This is a genomic window from Virgisporangium ochraceum (assembly GCF_016863655.1).
In the GTDB taxonomy this organism is placed as follows: Bacteria; Actinomycetota; Actinomycetes; order Mycobacteriales; family Micromonosporaceae; genus Virgisporangium; species Virgisporangium ochraceum.
The window spans coordinates 15,791-28,431 of the sequence record NZ_BOPH01000077.1 but is presented as its reverse complement, the minus strand read 5'-3'; the positions used below and the strand labels follow the sequence as shown (position 1 = coordinate 28,431).

General features: G+C 71.2%; 10 protein-coding genes. 8 read left to right on the top strand and 2 right to left on the bottom strand.

Going from position 1 to position 12,641, the window contains the following annotated elements; genetic code table 11:
• Nucleotides 1–143 precede the first annotated feature (143 nt).
• The 7 genes from Voc01_RS26340 to Voc01_RS26310 all read left to right on the top strand — a co-directional run bounded on the left by Voc01_RS26340 (nt 144) and on the right by Voc01_RS26310 (nt 8,218).
• Nucleotides 144–1,700 (top strand): ABC transporter ATP-binding protein, encoded by a 1,557-nt coding sequence (locus tag Voc01_RS26340; RefSeq protein WP_203930234.1) that lies wholly within the window; start codon nt 144–146, stop codon nt 1,698–1,700.
• The gene (locus Voc01_RS26335; RefSeq protein WP_203930233.1) at nt 1,697–2,911 is read left to right on the top strand and encodes an ABC transporter permease; all 1,215 of its coding nucleotides are present in this window, start codon (nt 1,697–1,699) and stop codon (nt 2,909–2,911) included. The genes Voc01_RS26340 and Voc01_RS26335 overlap by 4 nt, the downstream gene beginning before the upstream one ends.
• Nucleotides 2,908–4,179, top strand: a complete 1,272-nt coding sequence (locus Voc01_RS26330; protein ID WP_239160502.1) for an ABC transporter permease — start codon at nt 2,908–2,910, stop codon at nt 4,177–4,179. The genes Voc01_RS26335 and Voc01_RS26330 overlap by 4 nt, the downstream gene beginning before the upstream one ends.
• Nucleotides 4,180–4,215: 36 nt before the next feature.
• Entirely contained in the window at nt 4,216–4,926 is a 711-nt protein-coding gene (locus tag Voc01_RS26325; protein ID WP_203930232.1) for a cytidine deaminase, read from the top strand.
• Nucleotides 4,927–4,999: 73 nt separating this feature from the next.
• Nucleotides 5,000–6,271: a thymidine phosphorylase gene (locus Voc01_RS26320; RefSeq protein ID WP_203930231.1), complete on the top strand. Its 1,272-nt coding sequence runs from the start codon at nt 5,000–5,002 to the stop codon at nt 6,269–6,271.
• Between the two features lie 87 nt (nt 6,272–6,358).
• Nucleotides 6,359–7,039, top strand: coding sequence for a DUF4272 domain-containing protein (locus Voc01_RS26315; protein WP_203930230.1), 681 nt, complete (start codon nt 6,359–6,361; stop codon nt 7,037–7,039).
• 129 nt (nt 7,040–7,168) lie between these two features.
• Nucleotides 7,169–8,218 carry an endonuclease domain-containing protein gene (locus Voc01_RS26310; protein ID WP_203930229.1) on the top strand — a complete coding sequence of 350 codons (1,050 nt, stop codon included), beginning with the start codon at nt 7,169–7,171 and terminating at the stop codon, nt 8,216–8,218.
• Here Voc01_RS26310 and Voc01_RS26305 read toward each other — a convergent pair.
• Together Voc01_RS26305 and Voc01_RS26300 are read right to left on the bottom strand one after the other, a co-directional pair.
• Nucleotides 8,215–10,338, bottom strand: a complete 2,124-nt coding sequence (locus tag Voc01_RS26305) for an MMPL family transporter (protein WP_239160501.1) — start codon at nt 10,336–10,338, stop codon at nt 8,215–8,217. The two genes, Voc01_RS26310 and Voc01_RS26305, sit on opposite strands and share 4 nt — an antisense overlap.
• 50 nt (nt 10,339–10,388) lie before the next feature.
• Nucleotides 10,389–11,186 carry a putative RNA methyltransferase gene (locus tag Voc01_RS26300; protein ID WP_203930228.1) on the bottom strand — a complete coding sequence of 266 codons (798 nt, stop codon included), beginning with the start codon at nt 11,184–11,186 and terminating at the stop codon, nt 10,389–10,391.
• A 35-nt stretch (nt 11,187–11,221) separates the two neighbouring features.
• On the opposite strand from Voc01_RS26300, the gene Voc01_RS26295 reads away from it, so the two are divergent.
• A complete protein-coding gene (locus Voc01_RS26295; RefSeq protein ID WP_203930227.1) occupies nt 11,222–12,304 on the top strand; it encodes an adenosine deaminase in 1,083 nt (360 codons plus the stop codon).
• Nucleotides 12,305–12,641 lie beyond the last annotated feature (337 nt).

Below are 12,641 nucleotides of genomic sequence, written 5' to 3'. Positions count from 1 at the left end.
GGGGGGCCTCAGGCCCCCCGCCGGTCGCATTCTCCTGCGAAGATCGTCCCCTACACGACTGGCTCGATGTGGCCGCAGGACCGCGGGAAGAGGAACACCCGCCGAAGCGGCCCGGCCCCTCGCGCCGATGCTTGGAGTGACAGATGGCCGAATCACCCGGCGACCCCCCGGCTGGCCGCGTAGCCGTCGAGCTGCGTGGCATCACCAAACGCTTCCCCGGTGTGGTGGCGAACTCCGACATCCATCTGCGGGTCGAGCGGGGCACGATCCACGCGATCGTGGGGGAGAACGGCGCGGGCAAGTCCACGCTCATGAAGATCCTCTACGGCATGTACCGGCCCGACGAGGGTGAGATCCTCGTCGACGGGACGACCGCGCACCTCACCACGCCGCAGCAGGCCATCGCCGCCGGTATCGGCATGGTGCACCAGCACTTCATGCTGGCCGACAACCTCACCGTGCTGGAGAACGTGGCGCTGGGCGCCGAGAAGGTCGCGGGCATCGGCGGCAGGGCCGCCGCCAAGATCCGCGACATCTCCCGGCAGTACGGGCTGAACGTCGACCCGGACGCGCTGGTCGAGGACCTCGGTGTCGGTGACCGGCAGCGCGTGGAGATCCTCAAGGTGCTCTACCGCGGTGCGAGCATCCTCATCCTCGACGAGCCCACGGCCGTGCTGGTGCCGCAGGAGGTCGACGAGCTGTTCGGCAACCTGCGCCAGCTCACCCGCGAGGGCCTCACGATCATCTTCATCTCGCACAAGCTGCACGAGGTGCTGTCGGTCGCCGACGCGATCACCGTGATCCGCCGGGGCACCACGGTGGCGTCCGTGCTGCCGGGCGAGGTCACCGCCCGTCAGCTGGCCACGCTGATGGTGGGCAGCGAGCTGCCGAGCCCCGAGACGCGGGAGTCGACGGTCACCGACGACGTCGTGCTCGACGTGCGCGGTCTCACCGTGCACACCCCCGGCGATCGGTGCGTCGTCGACGCCGTCGACCTGGTCATCCGCCGCGGCGAGGTGGTCGGCATCGCGGGCGTCGAAGGCAACGGGCAGGCCGAGCTGGTCGAAGCGATCATGGGCATGCGGCCGTCGACCGGAACGATCACGCTCGACGGCACCGACATCGTCGAGTGGGGCACCCGGCAGCGCCGGGTCAAGGGCATCGGCTACATCCCGGAGGACCGGCACCGCCACGGCCTGCTGCTCGACGCGCCGCTGTGGGAGAACCGGATCCTCGGCCACCAGACCGAGAGCCCGAACTCGAACGGGTTCCTGATCACCTCGTCGGCCGCCCGGCGCGACACCGAGCGCATCGTCACCGAGTTCGACGTGCGTACGCCCGGCATCGAGGTCGCGGCCGGCGCCCTCAGCGGCGGCAACCAGCAGAAGCTGATCGTCGGGCGGGAGATGAGCCACCAGCCCAAGGTGCTGATCGCGGCGCACCCGACACGCGGTGTCGACGTCGGTGCCCAGGCGGCGATCTGGGACCACATCCGCGAGGCCCGGCGCGCCGGCATGGCCGTCCTCCTGATCTCCGCCGACCTCGACGAGCTGATCGGCCTGTCCGACACGCTGCAGGTGATCTACCGGGGCCGGTTCGTCGCCACCGTCGACCCGGCCACGGTGACGCCCGAGCAACTGGGCCTGGCGATGACGGGAGCGGCCGAAACTCCGTCCCTGGAAAAGGGAGACAAAGAATGAAGGGCCGGCTCGACCCCGTACGGATCCTTCCGCCGATCATCGCGCCGATCGGTGCGCTGCTGCTCGCGGTGGGTGTCTCGGCGCTCGTGCTCACCCTCGGCGGCAACGAGGTCTTCTCGACGTTCGAGGCGATGTACGACTACGGCACCCGCCCCGGCACGATCAACAGCATCCTGAACAAGTCCGTCTACTACTACCTGGGCGCGATCGCCGCGGCCATCGGGTTCCGGATGGGCCTGTTCAACATCGGTATCGACGGCCAGTACCGACTGGCGGTGCTGATCGCCGGCGCGCTCGGTGGCGCGTCGTTCACCCAGGGCCTGCCCGGGCCGCTGCGGATCGTGCTGATGATCCTCGCCGCGATGCTGGTCGGCGCCGCGTGGGCCGGTATCGCCGGTGTCCTCAAGGTCACCCGCGGGGTCAGCGAGGTCATCTCGACGATCATGCTGAACTTCATCGCCGGTGGCCTGTTCGCCTGGCTGCTCACGCCCGACCTGCTCGGCGTCCGGGCACCGGGCAGCAACTCGGTGACCACGCCGATCCTCAGCGAGGACGCCTGGATCCCCGGCATCCTCCTGATCCCGGGCACCAACGCGAGGTTCTTCGGGTTCGGCATCCTCGCCGCGCTGGTGGGGGTCGCGTACTGGTTCATGATCGAGCGGACCCGGTTCGGCTACGACCTGCGGGCCACCGGGCGCAGCCCGTCGGCCGCCGTGGCCAGCGGCGTCGACGCGAAGCGCATGGTCGTGGTCACGATGTGCCTGTCGGGTGCGGTGGCGGGCCTGGTCGGCCTGCCGGAACTGCTCGGGCAGACGCACGCGGTCGCCGAGAACGTCGGCGGGTACGGGTTCACCGGCATCGCGATCGCGCTGCTCGGCCGCAACCATCCCATCGGCATGCTGCTCGGCGCGATGCTGTGGGGCGCGCTGGAGAACTCGGCGCAGATCCTCGACCTGAACGACATTCCCCGCGAGACCGTCACGATCATGCAGGGCACCACCGTTCTCGCGGTGGTCGTGGCGTACGAGCTGGCCGCGCGCGTCGGCCGCCGGATCCAGCAGAAGCGGGTCGGCGAGTCGACCGGCACCGCGGCGGCACCGCCGCCCGAGCCCGTCGCCGCACCGCCGTCGGAGCCCATCGCGGCACCGGCGGCACCTGCCGGTGAGGCGGGCCCGACCGCGCCGAACAAGGACCAGGAGGCCGGATCGTGACCGCGGATTCCGTTCTGACGCCGGCACCCGGCGGTGCGGCCGGTGCCGAGCCGGCGCCGAAGAAGCGCAAGGTGCGCCTGTCGGTCGTCCTGATCCTGATCGCGATCGGGCTGGTCGCGCTCGCCACCGTGCGGGCGATCACGGGCGCGAACGACATCACCTCCAGCGGCGCCACCCGCGCCGCGCTCCAGGCGGCGGTTCCGATCGGCCTCGCCGGCCTCGCCGGCCTGTGGTCCGAGCGCGCCGGTGTGGTCAACATCGGCCTCGAAGGCATGATGATCTTCGGGACGTGGTTCGGCGCGTGGGGCGCCTACAACTGGGGCTGGGCCGTCGGCCTGGTCGTCGCGATGATCGGTGGCGCCCTGGGCGGCCTCCTGCACGCCCTGGCCACCGTGACGTTCGGCGTCGACCACATCGTGTCGGGTGTCGCGATCACGATCCTGGCCCTCGGCGTCACCCGGTACCTGTCGTCGTTGACGTTCGCCAACGAGGAGGGCGGCGGCGTCAACCAGTCGCCGTCGGTGCCGCAGCCGTGGCGGGGATCGGTACCCGGGGTCGACTGGGCCACCGAGGGGCTGGAGCGCCAGCACTGGTGGCTCGTCAGCGACCTGGCGGGGATCGTCCGCGGGCTGCTCACGAACGTCTCGATCCTCACGGTCATCGCCGTGGCCCTGGTGCCGCTGAGCTTCTACATCCTCTGGCGCACCGCGTTCGGGCTGCGCCTGCGGTCGGTCGGCGAGTCGCCGCAGGCGGCGGAGTCGCTGGGCGTCAACGTGTACCTGTACAAGTACTACGGCGTGGTGGCCTCCGGCGCGATCGCCGGCCTGGGCGGGGCGTTCCTGTCGATGGTCGCCGCGAACATCTACCGCGAGGGGCAGACCAACGGCCGCGGCTACATCGGCCTGGCCGCCATGATCTTCGGCAACTGGCGGCCCGGCGGGCTGGCGGCCGGTTCGCTGCTCTTCGGCTACCCCGACGCGCTGCAGCTGCGCGGTGGTGCCACGTCGATCCACGCGCTGCTGCTGCTGGTCTCGGCGCTGCTCATCGGCGTCGGCGCGTGGCAGCTGTACCGGCGCCGGCGCATCGTGGGCACGGTGGCGCTCGGCATCGGCGTACTGGGCTTCATCGCGTTCTTCGCCAGCGACGAGGTGCCGGTGCCGTTCGTCCAGTTCACGCCGCACCTCACCACCCTCGTCGTGCTGGCGCTGGCGGCCCAACGACTGCGACCACCGGCGGCCGACGGCGTTCCGTACAGACGCGGCGGTTAAGGGGGTCAAGATCGGACGCGGGGATACGATCAGGCCATGAGTCCGGACTGGGAGGCACTACGCGCGGCGGCCGAGGCCGCCATGCGGCGGGCGTACGCGCCGTACTCGAACTTCCCGGTGGGCGTCGCCGCCCTGGTCGACGACGGTCGGGTGCTGAGCGCCTGCAACGTCGAGAACGCGTCGTACGGCCTGGGCCTGTGCGCCGAGTGCGGGCTCGTGTCGATGCTGCACGCGTCGGGCGGCGGCCGCCTGGTGGCGCTGGCGTGCGTCGACGGCAACGGCAACCCGCTCATGCCCTGCGGACGCTGCCGGCAGCTGCTGTGGGAACACGGCGGGCCGAAGCTGCTGATCGACCACGAGCACGGTCCGGTGACCATGGCCGACCTGCTCCCGTACGCGTTCGACGAGGTCGACCTCGGCCGGGTCGGCCAGCCGTCGGTCGACTCGACCAACCGGGTGCCGGCCGCGCTGTCGAACCGGGTGGGCGGCGGCACCGCGTTCCTGCACCCCGACGTCGCCGGCGGCCAGCAGGTGTGGACCGGGTACTGGAGCGCCGGCCGGCCGGGTGACCCGGAGGGGTCGGCGTCGGTCATCGAGGAGGCCCCGGTGTGGCCCGACGCGGCGGCGGCGGTCGCCTGGGGCCGGGCGCGTACGCCGCGGGTCGTGGTGATCGACGGCGAAGGACGCACGTACTGGGCCGGCGCCGGCGCGCGTCCCGAAGAGTTTGCCGAGGAATGGCGAGCGTGACCGAGCGAAGCGAGGGCGCCATTAAGCAGAGCCGTCCCGTTCAGGGCGGGTCACCACGGAGTGGGGACCCGGCATGAACGTCATTGAGGTCATCCGTGCCAAGCGCGATGGCGGCCAGCTCACCGACGACCAGATCGACTGGGTGATCGACGCCTACACGAAGGGCGTAGTGGCCGACGAGCAGATGTCGGCGCTCGCGATGGCGATCCTGCTGCGCGGCATGACCGGCGCCGAGATCGCCCGCTGGACGGCCGCGATGATCGCGTCGGGCGAGCGGCTCGATCTGTCCACTGTGGACCGGCCGACCGTCGACAAGCACTCCACCGGCGGGGTCGGCGACAAGATCACGCTGCCGTTGACGCCGCTGGTCGCCGCCTGCGGCGCCGCCGTACCCCAGCTCAGCGGCCGCGGGCTCGGCCACACCGGCGGCACGCTCGACAAGCTCGAGGCGGTACCCGGGTTCCGCACGAAGCTGTCGAACGCCGAGTTCGTCCGGCAGCTGCAGACCGTCGGCGCCGCGATCTGCGCCGCCGGGGAGGGTCTCGCGCCGGCCGACCGCAAGCTGTACGCGCTGCGCGACGTCACCGGAACCGTCGAGGCGATCCCCCTGATCGCCAGCTCGATCATGAGCAAGAAGATCGCCGAGGGGACCGCCGCGCTGGTGCTCGACGTCAAGTTCGGCTCCGGCGCGTTCATGAAGAGCGTCGACGACGCCCGCGAGCTGGCCCGCACGATGGTCGAGCTCGGCAAGGCGCACGGGGTGGTCACGCGGGCGCTGCTCACCGCGATGGACACGCCGCTGGGGCTAGCGGCCGGCCACTCGATCGAGGTCGAGGAGTCGCTGGAGGTACTGGCCGGCGGAGGCCCGTCCGATGTGGTGGAGCTGACGCTGGCGTTGGCGCGCGAGATGCTCGCGGCGGCCGGCCTCGACGGCGCCGACCCGGCCGACGCGTTGCGCGACGGGCGCGCGATGGACAAGTGGCGCGAGCTGATCGTCGCGCAGGGCGGCGACCCGTCGGCGCCGCTGCCGCAGGCCGCCGAGACCGAGGTGGTCACGGCCGACCGCGACGGTGTCGTGTCCGCGCTCGACGCCTACGGGATCGGCGTCGCCGCCTGGCGGCTGGGCGCCGGGCGCGCCCGCAAGGAGGACCCGGTGTCGGCGTCCGCCGGGGTGCTGCTGCGGAAAAAGCCGGGTGACCCGGTGCGCAGGGGCGACGTGCTCATGGAGCTTCGCGCCGACACACCTGACCGGATCCCGCCGGCCCGCGACGTCGCGGTCGCGGCGGTGACGATCGCCGACGTGGCACCGACCCTGTCGCCGCTGGTCCTGGAGCGGTTGGACTGATCTGCAATGTGCAGACTGTGACCCTGAGTAGTTGATCGTTGTCGCTGCGCCGATCGGTCGTTAGAGTTCTCCGTATGAGGGCCTGTCATGACCGTCTCGGCGCCTGACCCGTTACCCGTCCGCGAAGCGAGCCTTCGCGCGCTGGAACGGCTCGGCCTGCCGGTTCCGGCGGCCAACTTCCCGATGGTCTGGGACCCGGGCGACACGATCGAGCTGCGTCCGCGGGCCGAGCTCGAGGCCCGGGTGGCGGTGCTCAACATCGTGCTGGCCCGCAGCTTCGGGATGCCACCCGAGAGCGCCATGGAGTGGCTGCTCGACGCCCACCTGGTCGAGCGCCTCACCCGTCCCGAGTGGCGGTTCGTGGTGAACGATTCCGGCGACCACTTCTCGTTCGCCCTGCACCTGGAGGCCGTGTACGCGCTGGGCTGGGTGATGGGTCTGACCCGCGACCTCGACCCGCGCCTGCCGTCCGGGAACGGCCTCATGCAGCGCCTGCCCAACCTCATCGAGGGCGAGACGTTCGCCGCCTGGCGCGGTCGCACCCTCACCGCGCCCCGCGAGGTGGGCGAGGTGGCCCGGCTGCTCGACCTCTACTACTGCCTGGACTGGGCGTACCTGGAGGCGGAACGGGCCAACCTCCCGCTACCGGGCGAGGTCGACTCCAACGCCATCGGCCAGCGACGCTGGGCCCTGGAATGGGCAGTCGTCTTCAAGGGCCCGTACCACGACGCCCCCCTGGCCTGGGAAGAAATCGACCTGTCCGTCTGACGCGTCTCCCGCGATCTTGGACGTGTGGACACGCCATAGCGTGTCTGGAAGTCCAGGGTCCGGAGGGGTTGTCCACAGGCTGTGCGACGGGCACGTGGGATCCGCGTTGTGGCGTCGAGACTGTTCGGCATGGCTCGCGCCCAGCGGTTCCATCCGGTCGAAATCACGCCCTTCGACTCCTTCAGCGATCTCGACGAGTTGCTGTTCCGGCAGGACGGGCTCATCAGTCGGGTGCAGGCGCTGCCGCTCCTCAGCCGGTCGGCGATCGAGCACCGTCTCGGCACCGGGCGGTGGCGGTTGGTCCATCGGGCGGTCTACCTCACAGCGCCGGTGAGTGACCTTTCGGCAGCGCAGCGCCGATGGGTCGCCGCCCTCGCGGTCGGTGATGGCCGGCCGGCTGTGCTGGGCGGCCTCTCGGCACTGCAGGTCGTCGGGCTCCGTGGGTTCGACAGCTACGGGGTGCACGTCGTCATCCCGGGCCGGTACCGCGACCATGACCCACCGCCGTTCGCGATCGTGCACCGGGTCGGTGCTGTTCCTGCCGACGAGGTGCACCTGGCCGCGGCGCCGCCGTGTACGGTCGCCGGTCGATCGGTGCTCGACGTCGGGAAGTGGGCGGCATCCGAACGTCAGGCCGCGGCGGTGGTGGCGGCCAGTTTCCAGCAACGGCTGGTGACCCTCGCCGAGGTCGAGCGGGCCGCGTCGCGGCAGCTTCGCGCTCGACGGCGGTCACTTGTCCTCGAAGTCGCCCGCGACGCGGCGGGCGGCGCAGAGTCCCTGCCCGAAGTGGAGTTCCTCCGGCTGTGCAGGCGGGCACGCCTGCCGGAGCCACGGTGTCAGGTGGCCCGGTCCGCCGGTGGCGGTCGCCGTCGCTACCTCGACGCGTACTTCGAGGATTACGGCGTGCACGTGGAGATCGACGGTCGGCATCACACCGAGGTGCAGAGCTGGTGGGCCGACATGCGCCGCCAGAACGACCTCTGGATCGCGGGCGACCGGATCCTGCGGTTCCCGTCCTGGACCGTCCGTCACCACCCCGCCGACGTAGTTGGCCAGGTACGGGCGGCCCTGCAAGCGGCGGGCTGGACGCCCCGCCACCAACAGGCGATCGTGGATGTCCAGACACGCCATGACCTGTCCACAAGTCCAGGATCGCGGAAGGGCTCGCGGGCGGGCTAGCGGGAAACGGGGACGAGGTCGGTCGAGGTGGAGATCGGGGCCTGCTCGGAGATTCCCCACTTCTCGTGGATGCGCTTCAGGAAGGCGGGGGCGTACCAGTTCCAGCGGCCCAGCAGGGTCATCGTGGCCGGGACCAGGAGGCAGCGGACGATCGTCGCGTCGATCAGGACGGCAACGGTCAGCCCCAGTCCCACCTGCTCGATCTGGCCCATCTCCGCGAACGCGAAGCACGCGAACACGATGATCATCAGCAGCGCCGCCGACGTGATGATGCGGCCGGTGTGCTGCAGGCCGCGCCGTACCGCGGTGTCGCTGTCCATGCCGCGGTCGACGTACTCCTTGATGCGGCCCAGCAGGAACACCTCGTAGTCCATCGAGAGGCCGAACGCGAACGCGAACACGATCACCACGATGAACGGCGACAGCCCGCCCACGGTCAGGGTGTTCAGCAGGCCGGCGCCCCAGCCATGCTCGAAGACGGCCACCAGCACGCCGAACGTCGCACCCAGTGACACCACGTTCGCGACGATCGCCTTGACCGGCACCACGACCGAGCCGGTCATCGCGAACAGCAGCAGCACCATCGCGAGCACCGTCGTGCCGACGGCCAGCGGCAGGCCCTGCTTGATCACGTCGACGAGGTCGACCAGGAACGCGGCGTCACCGGTGACCCACGACCGGCCGCCCGGCGGGCGTTCGCCGCGCAGCCGGTCGACCAGGCCGCGGGCCAGCCGGTCCTGGCCGTCGCCGTGCAGGGCGAACTCCACCCGCGAGACGCCGGCGCCCGCCGGCCGGGCGGTGCGCACCTCCGCCACGGCCTCGTCGGTGGCCCAGCGGCCGGCCCAGCGGTCGAGGGTCGCCGGGTCGGTCTGCGCCACCACGAGCATCGTCGGCGCGTCACGCCGGCCGAAGTCGCTCTCCAGCGCGTTCGCGACCTGTACCGGTTCGAGGGTGCGCGGCAACGAGTTCAGCTGCGGCAGGTTGATGGTGGCCGTCAGCAACGGGAGGCCCGCGGCGAGCAGTCCGGCCGTCGCGCCCAGGGCGACCATCCAGGGCCGCCGCTGCACGAAGCGCGACAGTCCGGCGAAGAAGCCCTGCTCGTCGGAGACGGAGTGCGCGGGGCGCCTCGACCGGGGTCGGATGCGCCGTTGCGCGAAGCCGATGAGCGCGGCGGTGAACGTCAACGCGGTGAGCATCGACACCAGCGCGATCGACACGCCGGCGGCGCCGAGGGCCGCGAGCGCGCTGATGTCGAACATCAGCAGACCGGCCAGCGCCGCGGCGACCGTCAACGCGCTGAACAGCACCGTGCGGCCGGCCGTCGCCCAGGCGCGGCCCAGCGCGTCGACGGGGATGAACCCCTCGCCGAGCTCCTCGCGGTAGCGGGCCACCAGCAGCAGCCCGTAGTCGATCGACAGGCCGAGACCCAGCAGCGTCACCACCGTGACGGTGTTCTGGTCGAGATCGGTCAGGTACGAGAAGCCGAGCAGCACCAGCATCGCCGCCGCCACCGACACCACGGCCGCCAGCACCGGAAGCCCGGCCGCGACCAGCCCGCCGAACACCACGATCAGCACCACGAGCGTGAGCGGCAGCGAGATCAGCTCGGCCCGCCGGAGGTCGGCCTGCACCTGCTCGTTCGCGCTCCGGTTGAGCAGCTTGTTGCCGCCCAGGCGCACCCGGGCGTCGGGGGCGCCGGCGTCGCGCAGTTCCGTGGCGAGCGTCCGCATCCGGTCGGTGACGTCGGACAGCGCCTCGTCCTCGTCCTCCTCGGAGCCGGCGCGCAGCGTCACCGAGATCAGCAGCGAGGTGCCGTCGCGCCCGACAAGCGCGCCGGACGACGGGTCGTCGCCGTAGGGATGGGCCACCGACTCGACGTCGGTACGGCCGGCCAGCTCCCGCACCGCGGTGACGATCGTGAACTGGATCGTGGTCGACCGCGCGTCGACGCGGTCGACCACCGCCACGACCTCGCCGCCGTTCTCGTTGGCGAGGCTGATCTGGTCGTACGCCTCCGACGACTCGACACCCGGTACGTCGTTGCCGCTCGCCAGCCCGCCGAAGACGGTGCCCGCGGCGAGCACGCCGGCGGAGACCGCCGCCAGCCACACACCCAGCACCCACCAACGTCGCGCGAAACACCACCGGCCGATACCCGCGAGCACCCCGCTCAGCCCCCTTCGTGCCGCCACACCGATAGGTGCACCGCCGCCGTGACCGCGCCGGCCCGCACCGGCACGGCACCGTGGAAGGCACCGGGCCCCATTCCCGCCACCGCTTGAGCGTCCTCAGTGGACAGTTGCAGCGTCGTCCGGAGCTCGTGATCATCCTCCCGGACGAACCACGGTCCGAGCGTCCCCCGGAGCCGTTCCTCTTTACGGGGATCGACCCTGACGGCGAGCCGGAGCTCGCGGAGATGGTCCGGCGCCGGCGTCACCACCACCAGGCGTCCACCCGGCCGCAGGATGCGGGCGAACTCGCGGCCCGCGCGCGGCGCGAACACGTCGAGCACGACGGACGCCGCGCCGTCGGCCACCGGGAGGCCGCGCCAGGCGTCCGCGCGGACGGCGCCCATCCGCGGATGGGCGCGCGCCGCCCGGCGGAGAGCGGGCTTCGAGACGTCGAGCGCGAGGCCGAGCGCATCGGGCCGTCCGTCGAGAAGAGCCGCGAGGTGACGCCCGGAGCCCGCGCCGACGTCGACGATAAGCCCCGCGGTGGAACCGGCCGTGGCGGCGGCCAGCCCTTCGGTGATGAAGTCGAGGTGACCGGCGGCCAGCACCCGTTCGCGCGCGGCCACCATGTCGGCGGTGTCGCCCGGGTGGGTCACCGGGCCGGCGGACAGGTCCACGTAGCCCTGGCGGGCCACGTCGAAGCTGTGGCCGGTGTCGCACCGCAGCGCCGACGGCGCCCCGACCAGCCTGCCCGCGCACACCGGACAGCGCAGCTGGGCGACGATCCGCGGGTCCACCGGACCATCCTTCCGGACGGGTCTAGTGTCCTTACATGGCACCCACGTACGACGAGATCCGCCGCGCGCCGAAGGCCCTCCTGCACGACCACCTCGACGGCGGACTCCGCCCGGCGACCGTCGTCGAGCTGGCCGCCGAGATCGGGCACGAGCTGCCCGCCACCGACCCGGCCGAGCTGGGCGAGTGGTTCACCGCCGCCGCCGACAGCGGCTCGCTGGAGCGTTACCTCGAGACCTTCGTGCACACCGTCGGGGTGATGCAGACCGCGTCGGCGCTGCACCGGGTGGCCGCGGAGTGCGCGCTCGACCTGGCCGCCGACGGTGTGGTCTACGCGGAGGTGCGGTTCGCGCCCGAGCAGCACCTGACCCGCGGGCTGACCCTGCCCGAGGTGGTCGAGGCGGTGCTGGCCGGGTTCGCCGACGGTTCGGCGCAGGCGGCGCTGGCCGGCCGGCCGATCCGCATCGGCACGCTGCTCACCGCGATGCGGCACGCGGCCCGGTCGATGGAGATCGCCGAGCTGTCGGTGCGCTACCGCGACGCCGGCGTGGTGGGCTTCGACATCGCCGGCGCCGAGGCGGGGTACCCGCCCACCCGGCACCTCGACGCATTCGAATATCTCCAGAGGGAGAACTTCCACTTCACCATCCACGCCGGCGAGGCGTTCGGGCTTCCGTCGATCTGGCAGGCGATCCAGTGGTGCGGCGCCGACCGGCTCGGTCACGGCGTGCGCATCGTCGACGACATCGCCGACCGCTCCCTGGGTCGGCTGGCCGCCTACGTCCGCGACAAGCGGATCCCGCTGGAGCTGTGTCCGTCGTCGAACGTCCAGACGGGTGCCGCCGCCTCGATCGCCGACCACCCGATCGGGCTCCTGCGCGACCTGCGGTTCCGGGTGACCGTCAACACCGACAACCGGCTGATGAGCGGTACATCGATGACCCGCGAGATGGCGCTGCTGGTCGAGGCGTTCGGCTACGGATGGGCCGAGCTACAGTGGTTCACGGTCAACGCCATGAAGAGCGCCTTCATCCCGTTCGACGAGCGGTTGGCGTTGATCAATGAAGTGATCAAACCCGCGTACGCCAAATTGATCGACCGGGTCGACATTTCTTCCTAGGTCGAAGCGGGACTCAAAGCGGGGTCGTTGAAGCGCACATTTTGTCCACACCGAGGCGGTTGGATCGCGCCAACATACGGCGGGTCCGGCATCGGCCGGTCGGCCGGTTCTTCACGCAGGGTGCCGGGCAGGATGGGGCTTTGGTCCAATTTAAGGACTTTGCAGTGGGATGTTTGGGACGATTCGCCGGCCTTCAATACGGAGCAAAACGGCCAAACGGTGATGGTTCGCTCGGTCGGACCGTCTTTCCGCAAATGCGATCGAGCCCTGCACGGGCTTTCTTTGGCGGACGGGACATGGTGGAATCTCGGAGGTTCGGCCCGATCGGGTCGGACGG